The 21426-nt window shown below is 67.0% G+C and carries 17 protein-coding genes; 9 read left to right on the plus strand and 8 right to left on the minus strand.

The genetic code is table 11. The annotated features are described in order from the left end of the window. Positions 1-116: 116 nt before the first annotated feature. From BMX36_RS17015 to BMX36_RS17050, 8 genes are all read left to right on the plus strand, one after another. Entirely contained in the window at positions 117-1169 is a 1053-nt protein-coding gene (locus BMX36_RS17015; protein WP_371262934.1) for a (R)-mandelonitrile lyase, read from the plus strand. Between the two features lie 162 nt (positions 1170-1331). Next, positions 1332-2129: a YkgJ family cysteine cluster protein gene (locus tag BMX36_RS17020; protein ID WP_093067402.1), complete on the plus strand. Its 798-nt coding sequence runs from the start codon at positions 1332-1334 to the stop codon at positions 2127-2129. A 105-nt stretch (positions 2130-2234) separates the two neighbouring features. Continuing rightward, positions 2235-2867 (plus strand): aldehyde dehydrogenase iron-sulfur subunit PaoA, encoded by a 633-nt coding sequence (gene paoA / locus BMX36_RS17025; protein WP_066779868.1) that lies wholly within the window; start codon positions 2235-2237, stop codon positions 2865-2867. Then, positions 2864-3814, plus strand: a complete 951-nt coding sequence (locus tag BMX36_RS17030; protein WP_093067404.1) for an FAD binding domain-containing protein — start codon at positions 2864-2866, stop codon at positions 3812-3814. The genes paoA and BMX36_RS17030 overlap by 4 nt, the downstream gene beginning before the upstream one ends. A 5-nt stretch (positions 3815-3819) precedes the next feature. After that, positions 3820-6018, plus strand: coding sequence for an aldehyde oxidoreductase molybdenum-binding subunit PaoC (gene paoC / locus BMX36_RS17035; RefSeq protein WP_093067406.1), 2199 nt, complete (start codon positions 3820-3822; stop codon positions 6016-6018). Between the two features lie 128 nt (positions 6019-6146). Beyond that, the gene (locus BMX36_RS17040; RefSeq protein ID WP_093067565.1) at positions 6147-6767 is read left to right on the plus strand and encodes a cysteine hydrolase family protein; all 621 of its coding nucleotides are present in this window, start codon (positions 6147-6149) and stop codon (positions 6765-6767) included. 170 nt (positions 6768-6937) lie between these two features. Next, positions 6938-7954: a zinc-dependent alcohol dehydrogenase family protein gene (locus BMX36_RS17045; protein ID WP_093067409.1), complete on the plus strand. Its 1017-nt coding sequence runs from the start codon at positions 6938-6940 to the stop codon at positions 7952-7954. Positions 7955-7980: 26 nt separating this feature from the next. Next, on the plus strand, positions 7981-9219 hold the full coding sequence (locus tag BMX36_RS17050) for a flavin monoamine oxidase family protein (protein WP_093067412.1): 1239 nt from the start codon (positions 7981-7983) through the stop codon (positions 9217-9219). A gap of 75 nt (positions 9220-9294) precedes the next feature. Here BMX36_RS17050 and BMX36_RS17055 read toward each other — a convergent pair whose 3' ends face one another. Both BMX36_RS17055 and BMX36_RS17060 read right to left on the minus strand, forming a co-directional pair. Further along, the gene (locus tag BMX36_RS17055; RefSeq protein WP_093067416.1) at positions 9295-10281 is read right to left on the minus strand and encodes an aldo/keto reductase; all 987 of its coding nucleotides are present in this window, start codon (positions 10279-10281) and stop codon (positions 9295-9297) included. 154 nt (positions 10282-10435) lie between these two features. Beyond that, entirely contained in the window at positions 10436-10816 is a 381-nt protein-coding gene (locus BMX36_RS17060) for a winged helix-turn-helix transcriptional regulator (RefSeq protein WP_093067418.1), read from the minus strand. 97 nt (positions 10817-10913) lie between these two features. Between BMX36_RS17060 and BMX36_RS17065 the strand changes: the two genes are divergently transcribed. Then, a complete protein-coding gene (locus BMX36_RS17065; protein WP_093067421.1) occupies positions 10914-11975 on the plus strand; it encodes an SDR family oxidoreductase in 1062 nt (353 codons plus the stop codon). 70 nt (positions 11976-12045) lie between these two features. On the opposite strand, the gene BMX36_RS17070 is transcribed toward BMX36_RS17065, so the two are convergent. The 6 genes from BMX36_RS17070 to BMX36_RS17095 all read right to left on the minus strand — a co-directional run bounded on the left by BMX36_RS17070 (position 12046) and on the right by BMX36_RS17095 (position 21331). Further along, positions 12046-13863: a DUF885 domain-containing protein gene (locus tag BMX36_RS17070; protein ID WP_093067424.1), complete on the minus strand. Its 1818-nt coding sequence runs from the start codon at positions 13861-13863 to the stop codon at positions 12046-12048. Positions 13864-14007: 144 nt separating this feature from the next. Continuing rightward, positions 14008-16290: a TonB-dependent receptor gene (locus BMX36_RS17075; RefSeq protein WP_093067427.1), complete on the minus strand. Its 2283-nt coding sequence runs from the start codon at positions 16288-16290 to the stop codon at positions 14008-14010. A gap of 90 nt (positions 16291-16380) precedes the next feature. Further along, the gene (locus BMX36_RS17080) at positions 16381-16899 is read right to left on the minus strand and encodes a hypothetical protein (protein WP_256210858.1); all 519 of its coding nucleotides are present in this window, start codon (positions 16897-16899) and stop codon (positions 16381-16383) included. A gap of 167 nt (positions 16900-17066) precedes the next feature. Then, on the minus strand, positions 17067-18380 hold the full coding sequence (locus BMX36_RS17085; protein ID WP_218142199.1) for a M24 family metallopeptidase: 1314 nt from the start codon (positions 18378-18380) through the stop codon (positions 17067-17069). A 271-nt stretch (positions 18381-18651) separates the two neighbouring features. Then, complete coding sequence (locus tag BMX36_RS17090) at positions 18652-19905, minus strand: amidohydrolase family protein (protein ID WP_093067433.1); 1254 nt, start codon at positions 19903-19905, stop codon at positions 18652-18654. A gap of 136 nt (positions 19906-20041) precedes the next feature. Continuing rightward, positions 20042-21331 (minus strand): amidohydrolase family protein, encoded by a 1290-nt coding sequence (locus BMX36_RS17095; RefSeq protein WP_066782149.1) that lies wholly within the window; start codon positions 21329-21331, stop codon positions 20042-20044. Positions 21332-21426: the final 95 nt, after the last annotated feature.

Below are 21426 nucleotides of genomic sequence, written 5' to 3' on the forward strand. Positions count from 1 at the left end.
TTCTGGCCGCTGCTCTGCCGACATCCGTGCTCGCCCAATCCGCACCGCCGCCACGCTCCGTCGCGCCGGCCACCATGAAGCGCTGGGCGCCAGCGCTTGCCGGTGACACGGACCGGGTGCTCTTCGGCGACGTCTGGCGGCGCGCCGAGCTGTCGCCGCGCGACCGCAGCATGGTGACCGTCTCGGTCCTGATTGCGACGGGCAGGACGGCGCAGCTCGAGGGCCATCTCGGCCGCGCGCTCGACAACGGTGTTCGACCCTCCGAAGTCGCGGGTCTGGTGACGCACCTTGCCTGGTACACCGGCTGGCCCAATGCCGTCTCCAGCCTCCAGGTCGTCGATCGTGTCATGAGCGGTCGCGGCATCGACCCATCGGCGGTGCAATCCGACGGTACGCCAGTGGGCCTGCCGTCGACCGACCCGGCGCGCGCCCGGGGAGTGAGCGACACCATCGCGCCGACCGCGCCCAAGCTCGCCCAACTGACCAACGACGTTTTGTTCGCCGATGTGTGGCGACGTTCCGATCTGGCCCCTCGCGACCGCAGCCTCGCCACCATCGCGGCGCTCGCCGCGAACGGGGACGCGGACCAGCTCGCCTTTCACGTCACACGAGGGCTCGAGAACGGCCTCACCCGCGCCGAGATCGCCGAGGCCATGACGCACCTCGCCTTCTACGCGGGCTGGCCCAAGGCGATGGCGGCCGTCGCCGTGCTTGCGAAGATGAACGGCGCGCGGGAGGCTGTTGCCGAACCGCTGGTGATCGTTCCGCACGGCGGATCGCCGCAGAAGGGGCCGGCCGAGCGTTTTACCGGGACTGTCACGGTCACATCCCCCTTCCGCAGCAGCGGGGACGCGCGGCTCGGCGGTGCCACGGTGACGTTCCGTCCGGGCGCACGATCGAACTGGCACAGCCACCCGCTCGGCCAGCTCCTCGTCGTTACCGATGGCGAGGGCCGCATCCAGGTCGAAGGCGGAGACATGCGCGCCATCCGGGCCGGCGACACGGTCTGGACCGCACCCAACGTGCGGCACTGGCATGGGGCCTCGCCGGATCGGGCGATGACCCATGTGGCGATCAGCGAGAATATGGCCGGTCAGGACGTGTCCTGGGGCGAGCCGGTCTCCGAGGCGCAATATCGCGGCCTTCCCGCCAGCCCGAGTGAGCGATAGACCGAGTGCAACGTCGCTGCAGGCTTGAGCGGCTAACCCGCCCCTCGACAACCAACTCCCTTGCGACAACGGGATTACTCCTTTGTTCACCTCCATCGACATGACCCGCGGCGAAGCGCCCGGAGCCGGCGCTGCCCCGGCCGCGCGGCGCGTGCGCGCGGCATGACGCTGCGCTTCGGGTGCACGGCATGCGGCCGGTGCTGCCACGATCTTCGGCTGCCGCTGTCGCTGCGCGAGGCGCAGAGCTGGCTGCAACGCGGCGGCGAGGTCGAGGTTCTGACCGATGCGGCGCCCGCCCTGCCCGCTCAGCCGGACGACCCCCGCTCCCGTTACCGTCGCGAGCGCGCGCTCGCCGGCGTCAGTGGCGGGCTGGCCATTACCGTCAATCTCACGCTGGCGGCGACCTTTTCCGGCCCCTGCCCGCATCTGCTGCCGACCATGCGGTGCGGCGCCTATGCGGATCGGCCCAGCACATGCCGGATCTATCCGGCCGAGCTCCTGCCGGGGCGCCTGGTGGATCCGGACACCAAGGCCTGTCCGCCGGAGGCCTGGGATCCCTCCGGCCCACCCTTGCTGAGCCCGGACGGCCGGCCCGCCGATCCGGATGTCGCGCGCGCCGCCCGGCAAGCACGCGCCGACGGCCTGGCGGATGTCGCCGGCAAGGCGCGGCTCGCGCATTTGCTTGGCATCGACACGGCGGCGCTGGAGAATGAAGGACTGGCGGTGCACCGGCGATCGGCTTCCGCCCTTCTGGCCGCGCTCGGCACGGCCTGCTCGATGCCGGCCGGGCCGCCGGAGCATATCGAGTGGCGGTTCATCAGCCCGTCCGCTACCACGCGCAGCATGATCGGGGATGCTGGCGCGATCGCGACCGCTGCCGCTCAGTCGACAGACACGTCGTTCCTGTCGTTCGGCCCGGTCGCTCAGCAACACTTTGAAACTCATGAACAGCCGACATAAGAGCATGCCAGGGATTTCAGGTAACCAACTGATCGCAAGTGAGTTATCTTTGATCAGAAGACTTGCCGCCCGGCCGGGGTCGCGCGGCCCGAACGGGGAACAACCATGCCGGAATCAGGCGATCTTGAGTTTTCACGGCGCGGCGTGCTCGCCGGCAGTACGGCGGCGGTCGCGCTGACGGCGGTACCGGCTGACGCGCAGACCCCGCGTGCGGAGCGCGCGCCGGCCGCGATGCCGGTCTCCTTCGAGGTGAACGGCAAGCCCGCCAACCTCCAGCTCGACACGCGCACGACGCTGCTCGATGCATTGCGCGAGCATCTGAAGCTGACGGGCACGAAGAAGGGCTGCGACCATGGCCAGTGCGGCGCCTGCACGGTTATCGTCAATGGCGAGCGGATCAACTCCTGCCTCAGCCTCGCCGTGCAGCACCAGGGCGACAAGGTGACGACGGTGGAGGGGCTGGGCACGCCCGACAAGCTCCACCCGATGCAGGCCGCGTTCGTGAAGCACGACGGCTATCAGTGCGGCTATTGCACGCCGGGGCAGATCTGCTCGGCGGTGTCGGTGCTGGACGAGATCCGGCGCGGCGTGCCGAGCCACGTGCAGGCCGACCTGCTCGACCGCCCCGGCTTCTCCCCCATCGAAATGCGCGAGCGGATGAGCGGCAACATCTGCCGCTGCGGTGCCTATTCCAACATCCTTGACGCGATGACCGAAGTCGCCGGAGAGCGCGCATGAAGAGCTTCACCTACGAGCGCGCCAAGTCTCCCGCCGAGGCGGCGGCGGCCGTGGCGCGGCGACCGGGAGCCAAGTTCCTGGCCGGCGGCACCAACCTGCTCGACCTCATGAAGCTGGAGATCGAAACGCCGACGCACCTCGTCGACGTCCAGGATCTCGGCCTCGACCGGATCGAGAAGACGGATGCCGGTGGCCTCAGGATCGGCGCGCTGGTGACCAACACCGCGCTCAGCGCCGATGAGCGGATCCGGCGTGATTATGGCGTGCTGACGCGTGCGATCCAGGCCGGCGCCTCCGGTCAGCTCCGCAACAAGGCCACCACCGCCGGCAACCTGCTCCAGCGCACCCGCTGCCCGTATTTCTATGATCCCAACATGCCCTGCAACAAGCGCAAGCCGGGCTCGGGCTGCGGGGCGATCGGCGGCTATTCGCGCCAGCTCGCCGTGGTGGGCAGCAGCGACAAGTGCATCGCCACCTATCCCGGTGACATGGCGCAGGCGCTGCGCGTCCTCGACGCCAGCGTGGAGACGGTGAAGGCCGACGGCAGCACCCGCGCCATCCCGATCGCCGACTTTCACCGGCTGCCGGGCGACCGTCCCGAACAGGACAATGTGCTGGAGCGCGGCGAGCTCATCACCTCGGTAACGCTGCCTCGGCCGCTCGGCGGCACGCACCTCTACCAGAAGGTGCGAGACCGTGCGTCCTACGCCTTCGCGCTCGTCTCGGTCGCCGCGGTGATCCAGAAGGACGGCACCGGCCGGGTTTCGTTCGGCGGCGTCGCGCACAAGCCGTGGCGTGTCGAGGCGGCGGAGGCGGCGATGCCGCAGGGCGCGCGTGCCGTCGCCACCCGCGTCTTCGCGGATGCGAAACCGACCGAGGACAACCGATTCAAGATCAACCTGGCGGAGCGCACGCTCGCGTCGGTCATGGCTGAGGCCAAGGGGTAAGTCGCATGGAGTTCAACGCACCAGCAGGGACGAACCTGTTCGACAATGCCAAGGTCGTCGGCAAGTCGACCCCCCGCATCGACGGCCCGCTCAAGACCACCGGCACGGCGCCCTATGCCTATGAGCGTCACGACGTCGCGCCCAACGCGGCCTATGGCTATATCGTCGGCAGCGCCGTGGCGAAGGGCCGAATCAACAGCATCGACACGCGCGAGGCGCTTGCCGCGCCGGGCGTGCTCGCCGTTCTCAGCTCACTCGACCATGCGGAGCCGCTGCCGCTCGGCATGTCGAACAACACGCCCCTGTTCGGCGGCCGTGAGGTCAACCATTATCATCAGGCGGTCGCCTGCGTCATCGCCGAGACGTTCGAGCAGGCGCGCGCCGCCGCCGCGCTGGTGCGGGTGGACTATGCCCGCGCGAAGGGCGTCTTCGACTTGCCCGCCGTCGCCCCGACCGCGCCGCCAGCCAAGGGACGCGACGGCAAGCCCGACGTGAAGACGCTGGGCGACTTCGAGGCGGCGTTCGCCGCCGCGCCGGTGAAGATCGATCAGCGCTACACCACGCCTGACGAGACGCACGCAATGATGGAGCCGTTCGCGACCATCGCGGAATGGCAGGGCGAGAAGCTGACCATCTGGACGTCGAACCAGATGATCAACTGGGCCAAGCAGAGCATGGGCACGATCCTCGGCATCCCCAAGGAGAATGTGCGGGTGGATTCGCCGTACATCGGCGGCGGTTTCGGCGGAAAGCTGTTCATCCGCGCCGATGCGGTGCTGGCGGCGCTGGGCGCGCGCAAGATCTCGCGGCCGGTGAAGATCGCGATGCAGCGCCCGCTGATGGCGAACAATGCCACGCATCGCCATGCGACGATCCAGCGCATCCGCATCGGCGCCGGCCGGGACGGACGGATCACGGCGATCGCGCATGAGGGCTGGTCCGGCAACATCAACGGCGACGATCCCGAGCGCGGTTCCGCGCAGACCAGGTCCATGTACGCCGGCGCCAACCGGATCACGGCGGAATATATCGCCAAGCTTGATCTGCCCGAGGGCAATGCGATGCGCGCACCGGGCGAGGCGCCGGGGCATCTCGCCCTGGAGGTCGCGATTGACGAGCTGGCCGAGCAGCTCGGCATGGACCCCATCGCACTGCGCATCCTGAACGAGCCGGCGACCGCGCCGTCCTCCCCGGAAAAGAAGTTCTCCGACCGCAATCTGGTGCGCTGCCTGCGCGAGGGCGCCGCACGGTTCGGCTGGGACAAGCGAAACGCGAAGCCCGGCGCCGTGCGCGACGGCAAATGGCTGGTCGGCATGGGCGTGGCTGCCGGCTATCGCGGCGGCCCGACCGCGAAGTCGGGCGCGCGCGTTCGCCTCGACGGCGGGCGCGTGGTGGTCGAAACCGACATGACCGACATCGGCACCGGCACCTACACGATCGTCGCGCAGACCGCGGCCGAGACGATGGGTGTGCCGCTTGACCGGGTATCGGTGAAGCTGGGCGATTCCGTCGACCCGGCCTCCGCGGGCTCGGGCGGCCAGTGGGGCGCCGCCAGCTCCACCGCCGGCGTCTATGCCGCCTGTCTCGAGCTGCGCCGTGCAATCGGCCAGAAGCTCGGCTTCGACGGCGACGGTGCGACCTTCGCCGACGGGCGCATCATCGCCGACAATCGCAGCTGGCGCCTGGCGGAGGCCGGCAACCTGTCAGCGACCGGCGAGATGACCTTCGGCGATTTCAAGCAGGGTTACGACATCGGCACCTATGCCGGCCACTTCTGCGAGGTGGGCGTCAACATCTACACCGGCGAGACCCGCATCCGGCGGATGCTGGCGGTGTGCGACGCCGGCCGCATCCTGAACCCGCTCTCGGCCCGCAGCCAGGTGATCGGCGCCATGGTCATGTCGGCGGGGGCCGCGCTGATGGAGGAACTGGCGGTCGACAAGCGCTTCGGCTTCTTCGTCAACCACGATCTCGCCGGCTATGAAGTCCCGGTCCATGCCGACATTCCGCATCAGGAATGCATCTTCCTCGACACGCTCGACCCGATCGTGTCGCCGCTCAAGGCGAAGGGCGTCGGCGAGCTCGGCATCTGCGGTCCGGGCGCGGCCGTGGCGAACGCGATCTACAATGCCACCGGCGTCCGCATCCGCGATTATCCGATCACGCTCGACAAGCATCTCGACAAGCTGCCGCAGGTCGCCTGACCGGCGCGGGAGAAGACGCATGAGGCTCGATACGCCCGCGGGCGACGTGCCCCATGCGTCATGCGTTCCGGATCGATCGGGCGTCATCGGCGGCTGATCTCGACCCCCATGCGAAGAGGAGCCTCGCGATGAACCCGACCCGAACAGCCGTTCTGTTCATCGAATATCAGAACGATTTCGTGACCGAGGGCGGCGCGCAGCACAAGGCCGTTGCCGCCGTGATGCAGTCGACCGACATGCTCGCCAACAGCACCGCGCTGCTCGCCGGTGCGCGCCAGGCCGGGCTGGTGGTGCTGCACGCCCCCATTGCGTTCGCGGAAGGTTATCCCGAGCTACCGGCCGAACCCTATGGCATCCTCGCCGGCGTGAAGGGCGCCAACGCCTTTCGCCGCGGAAGCTGGGGCGCCGAGATCGCGGAAGCGATGCGCCCCGAACAGGACGAGATCGTCATCGAGGGCAAGCGCGGGCTCGACTGTTTCGCCAGCACCAACCTCGACTTCGTCCTGCGCCAGCGCGGGATCACGACGCTGGCGATCGCCGGCTTTCTCACCAACTGCTGCGTCGAATCCACCATGCGCTCCGCCTATGAGCGCGGCTATCGCGTCGTCACGCTCACCGACTGCTGCGCCACGATCGGCGAGGAGGAGCAGCGCGTGGCGATCAGCAAGGACTTCCCGATGTTCTCGCTTCCCATGGCGCACACCGATTTCCTCGCGGCGCTGTCGCCGGAGACCGCGACGGCCGGATAGCAACCGGCTCCGTGCGCCGGGCATTCATGAATGGCAGGTATCATGGCTAGCGCGACTGGCCCGCTAATCTTCCGGGCGGCGCAGGCCTAGCTACCGGTCGGGCGCCACGGGGGCGGAGGCATCGGCCACGACCTTGCGCGCTCCATGCCATTGATTACGAAGGAACACCGATGCTCGGCACAGTCATGTACGGAAAGGGCGACGTCCGCTTCGAGGAGCGTCCCGAGCCCGAAATCCTGAAGCCCACCGATGCCATCATCCGCCTGGCCGCGAGCTGCGTGTGCGGGTCGGACCTGTGGCCGTATCGCGGCTTCGGCAATGACGGCGCGCCCAAGGCGATGGGGCACGAATATTGCGGCGTGGTCGAGGCCGTCGGCGATGCCGTGACCAGCGTGAGGCCGGGCCAGTTCGTGGTCGGCTCCTTCTGCATCTCGGACAACACCTGCCCGCACTGCAAGTTCGGCTTCCAGTCGTCCTGCGAGCAGATCGAGTTCATGACGGGGGCACAGTCGCCGCTGGCGCGGGTGCCGCTGGCCGATGGCACGCTGGTGGCGCTCGATCAGGCCCCGGACGATGACCTCATCCCGCACCTGCTCGCGGTGTCGGACGTGCTCGGCACCGGCTGGTATGCGGCCGATGCCGCACGGGTGCAGCCCGGTTCAACCGTGGCGGTGGTCGGCGACGGCGCGGTCGGCCTGATGGGCGTGCTGGCGGCCAAGCAAATGGGCGCACACCGCATCATCGCGATGAGCCGCCACAAGCAGCGCCAGGATCTCGCGCTCGAGTTCGGCGCGACCGATATCGTCGCCGAGCGCGGCGACGAGGGTGTCGCCAAGGTCAAGGAACTGACCGGCAACGTCGGCGCCGATGCCGTGCTGGAGTGCGTCGGCATGGAGGAATCCATGTGGCAGGCGATCAACTGCGCCCGCCCCGGTGCGACGATCGGCTATGTCGGCGTGCCGCACGGCGTGGAATTCGACGGCTCCAAGCTGTTCTTCGCGCAAAAGGGCCTGATGGGCGGCCCCGCCCCCGTGCGGCGCTTCCTCCCCGACCTGATCGACCGTGTGCTTCGCCGCGAGATCGCGCCGGGCAAGGTGTTCGACCTCCAGATCCCGCTCGCTGACGTCGCCGAAGGCTATAAGGCGATGGACGAGCGCCGCGCCATCAAGACGCTGCTGCGCGTCTGACCGAAAGGACCGGGCGGCCCCGCACCATGTACGACATCGTCATCGTCGGCGGCGGGGCTGCCGGGATCGGCGCCGCGCGGCGGCTGGCCGGCTCGCAATGTGACACGCTTCTGATCGAGGCTGCGCCGCGGCTCGGCGGGCGGGCGCATACGGTCAGCGTCGACGGCCTGGCGCTCGATCTCGGCTGTGGCTGGTTGCACTCGGCCGACCGGAACTCCTGGGCACAGGTCGCGACGGAACGCGGCATGGCGATCGACCGGCGCCCCCCGGCCTGGGGCAAGCAACATCGCCACCTCGGCTTCACCGCGCGCGAGCAGCATGACGCGCGCGGCGCGCTGAACGACTGGATCGCGCGTCTCGCCGACGCTCCCCCAGCCGATGACAATGCGGCCAGCGTCCTTCCCGTCGATCGCAGATGGCACGCCTATATCCGTGCCATGACCGGCTTTATCAGCGGCGTGTCCCCCGACCGTATCTCCGCCGCCGACTTCACCGCTTATGATCAGGCAGCGACGGGGCAGAACTGGCGGGTGGCAGAAGGCTATGGCGCATTGATCGCCGGCAGCCTGCCGCACGCCGCAAAGCATCGTTTGGGAACCGCGCTCCAGCGGCTTGCGCTCGCGCCCGGGTCGGTCCGTCTGGACACCACGGCCGGCACCATCCAGGCCCGGACGGTGATCGTGACGGTTTCCACCGCCGTCCTCGTCGACGACACGATCCGCTGGCCGGCCGAGATCGAGCCATGGCGCGATGCGGCTTATGCGATCCCGCTCGGCCGCAACGAAAAGCTGTTCCTCCGCCTCGCCCCGAACGCGCCATTCGAGGATGAGACCCAGCTTCTCGGCAATCCGAACGATCCCGCGACAGGGGCCTATTACATCCGTTCCTTTGGCCGGCCGGTGATCGAATGCTTCCTCGGCGGCGACGGGGCAGCGCTGATCGCGCGCGAGGGACAGGAGGCCGGCTATGCCCATGCGATCGCCGAGCTCTCGACCCTGCTGGGCTCGGATGTTCGATCGTTTCTCCAGCCAGTCGCCGCCTCGGACTGGACCCGCACGGCGAGGATCGGGGGCGGCTATAGCTGCGCGCTGCCCGGCGGCGCTGCCGAACGACGGCGGCTCGCCGCGCCGTTCGAGAACCTGCTGTTCTTCGCCGGCGAGGCGACCAGTTCGACGGACTTTTCCACCGCGCACGGCGCCTATGCATCCGGCATGCGCGCGGCGGAAGAAGCCCTCGCCGCGCTCAGCCGTTCCCGCCCCGCCTAGCTGTTCGCATCGGCAAGCCCGAACCGGCTCCCCGGCGAAGGCCGGGAAGGCGGATCGAAGGCCGTGGATCAGGGTTCAGTTACCCGTCGTCGCCATGAGCTGCGGCGGATAGCGTTCGCCCTCTACGTCGATCGCCGCCAGCCCGTCGGTGAACGCGGCAAGGTCGGCCGCCGTCAGCGTCACGTCCGCGCCGCCGAGGTTTTCCTCCAGCCGGTGCGGCTTGGTGGTGCCGGGGATCGGCACGATGTACGGCCGCTGCGCCAGCAGCCACGCCAGCGCAATCTGCGCCGGCGTCGCGCCCTTCTCCTCGGCGGTGGTGCGGATCAGGTCGATCAGCGCCTGGTTCTTCTCCATCGCCTCCGGCGTGAAGCGCGGCAGCAGCCTGCGGAAGTCGCCCTCCTCCAGCTTGCTGTCCTTGCCCATCGCGCCGGTCAGAAAGCCCTTGCCGAGCGGGCTGTACGGCACCAGCCCGATGCCAAGCTCATCGCACAGCGCCAGGATGCCGTTCGTCTCGACGCCGCGGGTCCACAGCGAATATTCGTTCTGCAGCGCCGCCACCGGCTGCACCGCATGGGCGCGGCGGGCCGTCTCGGCGCCCGGCTCCGACAGGCCGAAATGCTTGACCTTCCCCTCGGCGATCAGGTCGCGGACGGTGCCCGCAACATCTTCGATCGGCACGTTCGTGTCGACGCGATGCTGGTAGAACAGGTCGATGCGATCGGTGCGCAGGCTTTTCAGCGATGCCTCGCATACCTTGCGGATCTGTTCCGGCCGGCTGTTCAGCCCGGCCATCTTCCCGTTGACGATATTGAAACCGAACTTGGTCGCGATCTGCACCTGGTCGCGCACGGGCTCAAGCGCCTCGCCCACGATCTTTTCATTGGTATAGGGACCATAGACCTCCGCCGTGTCGAAGAAGGTCACGCCCAGATCGACCGCCTTGCGGATAATGCTGACGCTGTCCGCATCGGCAAGGGAATTGGCATAGCCGAAGTTCAGGCCCATGCAGCCGAAACCAAGGGCGGAGACCTCAAGGTCTTTGCCAAGTGTGCGCTTTTCCATTCCAGCAACTCCATCAATCGCCCAAACCATCGGGCGGTGTCGCCCCGCGAACATGGCGCCGGACACCCGATCCGACTACCGCGCCGGATCAGCAAAGACCTATGAAGCCGGGGCATGAAACCGAATGCGCCGCCGTGGCGAGCATCCGCCGGCCTCAGCCGCGCCGCGTTGTCGGCCGCGCGCCGAGTTCGTCCAGCGCATCCGCATTCTGGCGGCCCCAAGCGTATAACAGCTCCACCGGCTCGACGAACCGGCGCCCCACCGCTGTCAGGCGATAGGTAACGGCGGGCGGCACGGCGCTCTCGACATGGCGCGAGACGAGCCCAACCTCCTCCATCTCGCGCAGCGTCTGCACCAGCATCTTCTTCGAAATGCCGGGAAGGCTGCGCTGGAGCACGCCGGTGCGCGCAGCGCCGGCGTGGCGCACGTGCAGCGTATGCAGCACCATGCTGGTCCATTTGGTCGCGAACAGCTCCAGCACCCTTCGCGGCGCGCAATCCTCGCGCCAGTCCTCTTCGGGCGAACCCGGCTTCATGGTCACCTCCTGGTGCCTACGTCCCCAAAGGGTGCCGTCTAGAAGAGCCGGGCGACCGCGCCTAGCTGCTGCATCGAACGAGAAATGGAGATTGGCGATGACGAAGACGGCGCTGGTCGTTGGGGCAAGCGGGATCGTCGGCAGCGCGACGGCGGCGCTGCTGGTGGAACAGGGCTGGACGGTCCATGGCCTCGCGCGGCGGCCAACCGGGCAGGACGGGGTTCAGCCGGTCGCAGCCGACCTGCAGGACGCGGCCGCCACGGCGGCGGCGTTGCGGGGCATCGATCCCGATGCGGTGTTCATCACCACCTGGCTCAGGCAGGATAGCGAGGCGGAGAATATCCGTGTCAACGCCGCCATGGTCCGCAACCTGCTGGACGGCCTGCCCACGCCGACGGGGCCGCGCCATGTCGCGCTGGTCACGGGGCTGAAGCATTATCTCGGGCCGTTCGAGGCATATGGAAAGGGCACGCTGCCGCAGACGCCGTTCCGTGAGGAACAGGGCCGGCTGGATGTCGAGAATTTCTATTATGCGCAGGAGGACGAGGTGTTCGCCGCGGCGACGCGCGACGGCTTCACCTGGAGCGTCCACCGCCCGCACACGGTGATCGGCTTGGCGGTCGGCAATGCGATGAACATGGGCACCACGCTGGCGGTGTACGCCACACTGTGCCGCGAGACGGGGCGGCCCTTCACCTTTCCAGGTTCGGCGGCGCAATGGAGCGGGCTGACCGACATGACGGACGCCGGCCAGCTCGCGCGGCACCTTCTCTGGGCTGCCGAAACCCCGGCGGCGCACGATCAGGCGTTCAACGTCGTCAATGGCGATGTCTTCCGCTGGCAGTGGATGTGGCGCCGCGTCGCCGACTGGTTCGGCATCGAGGCGGCGCCGTTCGACGGCACGATACGCCCGCTCGAACAGCAGATGGCCGACGACGCCGGCCTGTGGCGCGAGATCGCCGAACGCGAGGGGCTGGGCGAACCGGACCTCAACCGCCTCGCCTCGCCCTGGCACACCGATGCCGACCTCGGCCGCCCGATCGAGGTCGTCACCGACATGTCGAAGAGCCGCCGGCTGGGCTTTACCGCCTACCAGCCCACCGACGACGCCTTCTTCGCCCTGTTCGAGCGTCTGCGCGCCAACAGGCTGATTCTGTGAGGTCCTGAGAAGACCGACTGGACCGAGGCGTGAACCGGCGGGCCGCCACAGCGGCCCGTCGATCCGTCACTCACGATGCAGCTTTCCCCGACCATGCCTCGGTCGCGGACTGCAGCACCGACATGGGCATGGGCCCGCTCGACAGCACCAGATCGTGGTAATCACGAACGTCGAAGCGGTCGCCCATCGCCGTGCGCGCTTTCTCGCGGGCGGCATGGATCGCGTTGGCGCCGACCTTGAAGCTGCACGCCTGCCCCGGATAGACGGCGTAGCGCGTCACCTCGCGGTCGGTCGCTTCCTGCTGCTCGCCGGCATTCTCCACCATCCAGGCGACCGCCTGCTGCTTGGTCCAGCGATGATGGTGGAGGCCGGTGTCGACGACGATCCGCGCCGCCCGGAACAGTTCCGACTGCAGATAGCCGATCCGGCCAAAGGCATCGTCCTCGAACGCGCCAAGTTCGTCCGCCACCTGCTGCGCGTACAATGCCCAGCCCTCGGTATAGGAGGAGAAGCGGACGATGCGGCGAAACAGCGGCAGCGCGGGTGCGCGCCGCAGCATGCTGTACTGGAAGTGATGCCCGGGAATGCCCTCGTGATGGGTCAGCGTCGGCAGGCGCCAAAGGACATGCTCGTCCGGCCGATGGAGATTGATCGAGTAAACGCCTGGCTGTCCCGGCGCCCCTTCGGAGTAGAAGGCGCCTGGCGCCCCCGCCTCGATCGCTGGCGGGATGCGCCGTACGACGATCGGGTCGACCGCCGGCTTGTTGAACGCCGCCGGCAACCGCGCGGTGATCGCCTTCAGATGGTCATTGGCCAACCCGAGCAGCTTGGCGCGGCCGGCATCGTCGTTCGACACGATGAAGCGCGGATCCGCATCAAGCGCAGCAATGCGCGCGATGACGCTGCCGCCGCTCATCCCCTGGGCCTTCAGCAACGTATCGATCTGCGCGGTAAGCGCGCGGCATTGCTCCAGCCCGATGCGATGCAGCTCGGCCGGGGACGTGTCGACCGTCGTGTTCGATCGCACCGCCGCGGCATAATAAGCGTCGCCATCGGGCAGCTTCCACACGCCGGCGCGCGCATCGGTGCGCGGCAGCAGGGCTTCCAGCACCTCGGCCTGCCGCGTCAGTGCCGGCTGGATGCGCGTGCGGAATATGCCCAGCGCCTGTGCCTCGACATCGCCCAGGCTCTTCTCGCGGATACGCTTCAGCGCGGGCGCGATCAGCGCCGATTGTAGCGGTTCGCCGTCGCGCAGCCCCTTGATCTGCACCATTGTTCGCTGGATCACGAAATCGGGCGGGATCACCCCCAGCCCGGCATCGTGGCGGATGCGATCGGTTTCCTGATCCAGCGCGGTAGCGAGCGCGGCTAGCCGCAGCAGCCATGCCTCCACATCCGCGCGCGTCTCGATCGGGTGGCGGCTGCCGATGAAGTCGGGCAGCCAGTAATAGGCGCCGTTCATCTGGCTGACGACATAAGGGCTCGGCCGCAGATTGCCGTCGACATAGCCATAGCGACCAAGCAGATCGCTCAGCGTCTCGTACACGAAGCGCGCCACCGCATGATCCAGCGCGCCGCGCGGCGAGAGCGCGGCCACGTCGATCGCGCCAAGCTGCGTTATCGCGCCCCTGATCGCCGCCTGGTCGCTCGCCCGCGCCGCCAGCGAGCGATCGTCCAGCCGGGCGCGCAGCGCCGCATTCGCGCCGACATCGTAATCATTGCCGGTCGCTTCCTCGGGCGAGCGGCGCAGATAGGCCTCGCTATGCCGCTGAAGCAACGCGGCGAGCGCCGCATCGGCGCTTCCCCCGCCCTGCCCGAGCGCTGGCACCGCATGGCCGAACGCCAGGCTGGCCGCGGTACCTTCAAGAAAACGACGACGATCGATCACGCAACTTACCCCCCGGACGCTCCGTCATTCCGGCCTTGCGCCGGGATCCAAGGTGCCGCAACCCGCCGCGTTCGAGAAACGAGCGACAGCGACTGCGGATCGCTGGATCCCGGCGCCGGGCCGGGATGACAAAGGTTCAACCCCTTAGAACTTGAAGCCGACGCTGCCGCCGATCACGCGGTACGATGGCTCCACCTGCACGCCCGAGTAGAACGCCTTCTCATAGGCGTTGGCGAAATATTTCGCGTCGAACAGGTTCTCGACATAGATCACTGCGCGGATCCTGTCCGTCTCGATCCCGGCGCGCAGGTTCACATTGTGGTAGCTCGGCGAGATGAACGGATAGACGTTGTAGCGATAGGCGTAAGGATTGGAGATCATCGTGTCGCGGAAGTTCCACTCCGCCCGCACGAAGCCGTCCAGCCCATCGGTTAGTTCGCGCTTGTACTGGGCCTGCGCGCCGAGCGTCCATTCGGGCGCATTGACCAGTTGCTCGCCAGTCACGTCCACCACCACGCCGTCGATCAGCGCGTTGGGGTAATCCTTGAACTTGCTCTTGTTCCAGCCGACCTGCGCGCTGAGCGAGAATTCGGGCGAGATGCGCGCGTCGAAGCTCGCTTCCGCGCCATAGCTTTCCGCCGCCGCCGCATTGGCGATGCCGCTCACGCCGCGCAGCAACCCGGTGGTCGGATCGATATACTGGAAGCGGATCGTCTGCTGGACGTTCTTCCAGTCCATGTAGAAACCGGTGACGTCGACGCGCACCTTGCCGTCGAACAGGTCGAACTTGGTGCCAAGCTCATAGTCCCACAGCGTTTCGGGCGCGAACTCATTGGCAAGATTGACGTTGTTGCTCGTCTGCGTACCGCCCGACTTGAACCCGCGTGAGGCATTGGCGAAGATCAGCCAATCCGGGTTTGCCTTGTAGCTCAGCGTGAACTTGGGCGACACGTCGTCGAACTTTGCGGTCCGGTCGTTCACGCCGGTCGTGATCAGGTTCGACTGGTTGATCGAGTTGTTCTTCACCGTCTCGCGCGAATAGCGCAGGCCAACGGTGGCGCCGAGCGCGTCGGTGATGTTCCACGTCCCCTGCCCGAACACCGCCCAATAGTCGCTCGAGCTGACGCTCTGCAGCCCCGTCACCGGCAGGCCTTCGCACTGCCTGTTGTACGAGGCCGGGCAAAGCGGGCTGGCGGTGCCGTGATAGGTCGACTGGTCCATGTCGCCCGTGTCGCGGCCCGCCGTGACGCCGACGCTCCAGTCAAGGACGTTGCCGCTGCCGGTGGATTGCACCCGCAACTCGCCGCTGGTCGATTTGCGCAGCAGGCGCAGGTCTTCGTAGAAATAGTCGATGCTGCCGCCGTCGACGTCGCCATAATTCTCGACGGTCGACTTCAGCGATCCGGCGACGCCGGTGATCGCGACATTGCCGATTTCCCACACAGCGCGCGCGCTGACATATTCGAAAGAGCCGCCCACCTGCTGCGGACGGTTGAAGTTCACGCGCGTGGCATTGTCGGGAAAGAAGCCCACGCCATCGGGATTGCCGATATAGCCGGCGGTCCGGCCGTAATAGACCGACGCCCAGGTGGAAGTGACGAAGCCGGTCGGCACGCCGTTGCGCATGCCCACGGTCTCGTCCGAGAAGTTGTAGGTCATGTCGAGCGTGAAGTTCGGCGCGGGGGTCACGCGCCCCTGGATGCGATAGGTGTAATATTCGCTGTCGTTGCCGCCGCCGATCGGATTGATGTTCTTGATGTAGCCGTCCGAATGCTCGTACTTGCCCGAGGCGCGGATCGCGAGAAGGTCGTCGATGACCGGCACGTTGACGGCCCCTTCGGCGCGCCAGGTGTCATAGCTGGCATAGCCGCCTTCGATGAACCCCTCGAAACGGTTGACCGGCTTCTTGGTCAGCACGTTGATCGCGCCGCCCACCGCATTGCGGCCGAAATAGGTGCCCTGCGGCCCGCGCAGCACCTCGATCCGCTCCAGATCGACGATCTGCGGGTTGCTGGTGCCGGCAGCGACGTTGAACTCGTCGATGTAGAAGGCATAGGTGGACTGGCGCACGTCGGCATAGGGGTTGAGCTGGTTCGAAATGCCGCGGATCGCCAGATCCTTGCGATCGCGCGAGCCGTTGCTCTGGAAGCTGACGTTCGGGGTCAGCGCGAAATAATCCTCCACGCTCTGCACGTTCTGGTCCTGCAGCGTCTCGGCCGTCACCGCGGTGATCGCGATCGGCACGTCCTGCAGGCTCTGCTCGCGGCGCTGCGCGGTGACGACGATGTCGTTCGACACCTGCGCCTCCGGTTCGCTCGTGCTGGCCAGTTCCTGCGCCGACGCCGGCGAGGCAAAGGCGGCGGCCATGGCGATGGCGGCGCACCCCAGCGCCAATCGCTCCCGGATCGTGAAATGCTTGATGTTCATGGTCAAAGTCCCTCCGCCCTCCGGCGACGCATGCGTCGCCGGGCCCTTGTTCTTCGCGATCCTCCTGCGTCGCTGCCGCCGTTCAGGCGGTCAGTTCGTCCAGCATTGCGGGTCCATCGGCCCCTTTGCGGGATCCAGTTCGCTGCGGACGAGCACGATCGAGGCGATCTTGCCGTCCTTCACCACGGCATGTCCGGCCGCCAGCGAGCAGGCGGCCTTGCCGCCCCGGCGCGACCGGATGACGTGGTAATTGTAGATCAGGCCGTCCTTTTCGAAGACTTCCTTGAACGGCACGACGATCTCCACCTCGCCGCCGCCCGACTGGATCCGCTGGAAATGCTTCGCCCAGCCATCAACACCAGAAATGACCGTGCGCCCCTCAAGCACCAGAGTCGCGTCGGGCGTGAAGAACTTGGAGAAGTTCTCCGCCGTATAGGCACCCGGCGTCTTGAATGCCTGGTTCCACCAGATGAACATGCGCGACAGGATATCGGTCGCAGGCTTTGGTGACGCCGCAACGTCCTGAGTAACTGTCGCCGGGCGCGCTGCAACCGGTGAAGATAGCGCCATCAACGCCATAGCGGATGCAAGAACGACTTTCTTGTTCACGGCGTGCTCCCTGATATATTGTTTCTTGTCGGCCGGCTGTTCAGCCTGAACCTCGCCGGGGAGTGTCATTCACTTGCAATGTTGTGGCAACGACATTGCAAACGCGCGTTCGTTGCACTCAGCGCAAATTAGCCGGCGGCACGGATCGGGGCGCGCCGCCAGGCCCGTCATTTCACCAGCAATATGCGGCTGTTGGGCGGATAGGCCCATTGCAGGCCGCTTTGCGTCACCACGCCATTGTCCTCCAGCGGGATCTTGATCTTGCGCGTCCCCCACTCGGGCACGACCGTGTAGACGAACAATTCCACCGACAGCAGATTGCCCGGCCGCAGCGTGTAGGTCATCCTCAGCGGGTTGAAATCGGCCATGGACGGCCCCGATCCATGTCCCAGATCGCCTACCGAATGGCTGCCGATCACCACATCGGTCACCTTCGGATCGGCGCTCGGATCGTCATATTTGCCCAGCACGAAGCCAGGCGTGGCCGCCACCCGTTTGTTGACCGCCGCCAGCGCATCGCCCGCGGTGACGCCTGGCCGGATCACGTCCAGGATCATGGCGCGGATCGCCTGCCCCTTGTCATAGGCACGCTGCACGCCGGCGGGCGGGGCATTCTCGCCCGGCTTCAGCACATAGGCCATGCGCTTCATGTCGGTATAGGCGGTCAGATAGTTCACGCCCCAGTCGACGGTGATGAGGTCGCCCGGCTGGATCACGTGATCGCCCGACACCGGCCCGCGCGGCCCTGGGCCTAGGATATAGATGCTCGGCAGCCCGAAACTGTTGCCCAGACCGAGCGTGTGGAGCTGCTCCATCATCCACCAGGCGACATCGCCCGTGGTGGTATGGCCCGGCCGGATCACCTCGTTAGACAGCGCCCGCTCGACGATCGTGCGTGAATATTCCCCTGCCTTGCTGAACGCCGCCAGCCCCAGGGCAGTGTTGCGCGAACGGAAGTCGGAGACGAGCTTCTCCGCCGACACCAGCCGCGCCGACAAATCGGGCCCGAGTTCGGCGCGCAATCTCTCATGCAGCGAATGGCTCAGGCCATCGGCGCTGCCGATTTCCGTTGCGACGTTGATGCCGATCTTGCGGGGCTGGCGCGCCTTTACGAACGCTCCGAGCTTGGACGGCGCCGGCCGCAGGTCATAAAGCGGGCATTGATCGAACGCCGCGCCGCCGATTCCGAACGCCGCGCGTTCGATCCGCCCGCCGCCGCGATCGGTGAACACATAATAGCCGATGTCGCCGATATAGCCGCCGCCCAGCAGCATCGCATTGGGATCGTCATGCCCCTCACGCCCGGCGACGATCCACATGTCGATGCCGTTCTCGCGCATTGCCTCCGGCAGGATGATGTCGAGCTTGTCCTTGCGGATCTGGCACAATTCGTCCCACCGCCGCTTTGCCTCCTGCGCAGCGACCGGCGATGCGAGCACGGTGGAAAGCGCAAGGGCAAGAGCGAGAACGGATCGCGGCACCATCAACTCCCTGATCGAAACGGCAGACTGCACGATTCCTGACACATCGCAACCGTTTTCACGCGATATCGGGATCTAGCTGATCTTCCTGCCACGCCGCCACGTCATTCCGGCGTGGCGCCGGGATCCAAGGTGCAGGCGCCGTGGCCGGTAACGGACCGCGCGCGGATGGCTGGATTCCCGCGCGGCCGGGATGCGGCTGCGTCGAAAGGCAGCTCTCTGCGCACCTCGTTAGGCACGGCTGCGCTAACGGCGCGGCGAAAGCCACGCCTCACCGCGCGTCGTTGCGCACCACCTTGCCGCCTTTCATCACGAAGCCGATCGTGCGCAGCGCGCGGATGTCCTGCGTCGGATCGGCATCCACCGCGACGATGTCGGCGAGATATCCCTGCTTCAGCTCGCCGACCTCTGCCTCGACGCCCAGCATGCGCGCACTGTCGATCGTCGCCGAACGCAGCGCCTGCGCCGGCGTCATCCCCGCGTCGACATACAGCTCCGCCTCGCGCACCGTGGCGGTGGTGCCCTCGTTCGGCTCCCACGGATATTGGTCGGTGCCAAGCGCGATGTTCACGCCATTGGCGATCGCGTCGCGCAGCGATTGCATATGCTGCTTGCCGACCGAATCCACCCGCGCCAGGTACCAGGGCGGCGAGCCGATCTTGCGGTAGAATTCCTTGGCGCCATTCTGGCTGACCACGATCGTCGGCACGTACCAGACGCCCTTGGCCTTCATCTTCTTCAGCACCGGCGGGGTCAGGAAATAGCCATGTTCGAAACAGTCGATGCCGGCATCGATCGCCGCATCCGATGCGATCGGTGAGCCGGTATGGCCGGTCACCTTCACGCCGTTGCGATGCGCCACCTCGATCGCGGTGTTGAGCTCGTCATCGGTGAAGGGCGAGGCCGCGATATCGCCATGCGTATCCGAAATGCCGCCGGAAATGCCCAGCTTGATCCAGGTCGCGCCGGCCTTCACCTGCTCGCGCACCGCCTTGGCAAATTCGGCGGGACCGTTCACCTCCAGCTTGCCGTGCCCGCCCGTCGGCACGATCGATGCGCCCGCGGTATGGATGCGCGGCCCGTCGAACACCCCTGCGTCGATCGCCTTCTTCACCGTGAAGTCGACGCCCGCGTCCGATCCGGTCAGCCGCATCGTGGTGACGCCCGACCACAGCGACTTTTGCGCATTGTCGAGCGTGCGAAGCGCCATTGAATCCACGCCCTCGTTATACACCCGCGCCGCGCCGGGCAGGTTCAGCGCCAGATGGACGTGCATGTTCATGAGGCCCGGGATCAGCCACTTGCCCGTCATCGGCACCACGGTGGCCCCGGCCGGCACCGGCGTGGTGCCGCGCGGGCCGATGGCGGCGATCCGCTCGCCCTCGATCACCACCACCGCATCGCGGATCGGCGCCTTGCCGGCGAGATCGGCGACATTGCCGCCGACCAGCGCGATCGTTTCAGCCGACACGGCGGAGGCGAAGAGGGTCAGGATTGCGGCACCGGCGGCCAGGATGTGCTTCATCGTTCGTCCTTGTCACTCGCGCCCCGGCGAAGGCCGGGCCCAGTTGGGCGTCGTTGCTTGGAAGGCGGCACTATCAATCACTGCACTCGTCGTTACTGGACTCCGGCCTTCGCCGCGGAACAGCAGCGGGCAGCAATCAGCGTGCAATCGTCTCGGGATGGTCGTCGTCGCGATAGATCGCCCCGCCCTTCATCACGAAATCGAGCGTGCGCAGCGCGGCCACGTCCTTCGTCGGATCGGCATCCACCGCGACGATATCGGCATATTGCCCCGCCACGATCCGCCCGACCTGCGCATCCAGCCCAAGCATCTTGGCCGGCCGGATCGTCGCCGCCTGCAATGCGGCCAGCGGCGTCATCCCCGCCTTCTGGTACAATTCCGCCTCCGCGACCGTCGCGGTCGTCCCGTCGTTCGGCTCGAACGGAAACTGGTCGGTGCCCAGCGCGATGTTGACGCCCATGCGGATCGCCTTCTGCAGCATGGCCCAATGGTCCTTGCCGGTCGAGGCGACACGGTCGAGGTACCAGGGCGGCGAGCCGATCTTGCGATAGAATTCATAGGCGCCCGGCTGGCTCACCACCATTGTCGGCACCAGCCACACGCCCTGCGCCTTCATCTTGGTCAGCACCTCGTCGTTGAGGTGATAGCCATGTTCGAAACAGTCGATGCCGAACTTCAGCGCCTGGAGCGCCGCTTCGGACGATCCGTTGTGCGCCGTCACCTTCACGCCATTGCGGTGCGCGACCTCGATGATCGTCGACAGTTCCGCATCGGTCATCGGCGCGGCCGAAATGCTCCCGTGCGTATCCGAGATGCCGCCGGAAATGGCTATCTTGATCCAGCTCGCGCCGCGCTTGATCTGCTCGCGCGCCACCTTGCTGAACTCGGCCGGGCCATCTGCCTCCAGCGATCCATGCCCGCCGGTCGGCACGATCAGCTCGCCGGCGGATTCGATCCGCGGCCCGACCGCCTGCCCCTTGGCGATCGCCCGCTTCAGCATGAAGTCGATGCCATGATCCTCGGCGGTCAGCCGCACCGTCGTGACGCCCGCCATCAGGCTGCGCCGCGCATTGTGCGCCATGCGCAGCGCTTCCTCGCCATCCGTCTCGTTGAGCAGCGCATTGCCCTCGGCACCCGGCAGCTTCAGCCCGAAGTGGACGTGCATGTTCATGAGGCCGGGGATCAGCCACTTGCCGGCCATCGGCACGACCTTGGCCCCCGCCGGCACCGCCACCGATGCGGCCGGCCCGACCTGCAGGATCTTCTCGCCCTGCACCAGCACCACGGCATTCGGGGTCGTGCGCCCATTATCCACGTCGACGACATTACCGCCGACCAACGCCGTGACCGGCGCAGCCTCCTGCGCCGCCACGGCACTCGCCGACACGGTCGCCAGCGCGGCAAGCGCTGTGCGCCAAAGCTTCATTGCGTCCCTCCCTGAAGATGGTGCGAGACTGCGGGATCTGCCCACGAAGACAATGCGAAAAGTCGCGTGACATAATTGCGTCAAACGCAACGCAA

It is taken from the genome of Sphingomonas sp. OV641, from assembly GCF_900109205.1.
Taxonomy (GTDB): domain Bacteria; phylum Pseudomonadota; class Alphaproteobacteria; order Sphingomonadales; family Sphingomonadaceae; genus Sphingomonas.

What these genes read in the sequence shown, in the direction of transcription:
- BMX36_RS17020 (WP_093067402.1), top strand. Translation starts at nt 1,332, where the DNA reads ATGACGCTGCGCTTCGGGTGCACGGCATGCGGCCGGTGCTGCCACGAT.
- paoA (WP_066779868.1), top strand. Translation starts at nt 2,235, where the DNA reads ATGCCGGAATCAGGCGATCTTGAGTTTTCACGGCGCGGCGTGCTCGCC.
- BMX36_RS17030 (WP_093067404.1), top strand. Translation starts at nt 2,864, where the DNA reads ATGAAGAGCTTCACCTACGAGCGCGCCAAGTCTCCCGCCGAGGCGGCG.
- paoC (WP_093067406.1), top strand. Translation starts at nt 3,820, where the DNA reads ATGGAGTTCAACGCACCAGCAGGGACGAACCTGTTCGACAATGCCAAG.
- BMX36_RS17040 (WP_093067565.1), top strand. Translation starts at nt 6,147, where the DNA reads ATGAACCCGACCCGAACAGCCGTTCTGTTCATCGAATATCAGAACGAT.
- BMX36_RS17045 (WP_093067409.1), top strand. Translation starts at nt 6,938, where the DNA reads ATGCTCGGCACAGTCATGTACGGAAAGGGCGACGTCCGCTTCGAGGAG.
- BMX36_RS17050 (WP_093067412.1), top strand. Translation starts at nt 7,981, where the DNA reads ATGTACGACATCGTCATCGTCGGCGGCGGGGCTGCCGGGATCGGCGCC.
- BMX36_RS17055 (WP_093067416.1), bottom strand. Translation starts at nt 10,281, where the DNA reads ATGGAAAAGCGCACACTTGGCAAAGACCTTGAGGTCTCCGCCCTTGGT.
- BMX36_RS17060 (WP_093067418.1), bottom strand. Translation starts at nt 10,816, where the DNA reads ATGAAGCCGGGTTCGCCCGAAGAGGACTGGCGCGAGGATTGCGCGCCG.
- BMX36_RS17065 (WP_093067421.1), top strand. Translation starts at nt 10,914, where the DNA reads ATGACGAAGACGGCGCTGGTCGTTGGGGCAAGCGGGATCGTCGGCAGC.
- BMX36_RS17075 (WP_093067427.1), bottom strand. Translation starts at nt 16,290, where the DNA reads ATGAACATCAAGCATTTCACGATCCGGGAGCGATTGGCGCTGGGGTGC.
- BMX36_RS17090 (WP_093067433.1), bottom strand. Translation starts at nt 19,905, where the DNA reads ATGAAGCACATCCTGGCCGCCGGTGCCGCAATCCTGACCCTCTTCGCC.
- BMX36_RS17095 (WP_066782149.1), bottom strand. Translation starts at nt 21,331, where the DNA reads ATGAAGCTTTGGCGCACAGCGCTTGCCGCGCTGGCGACCGTGTCGGCG.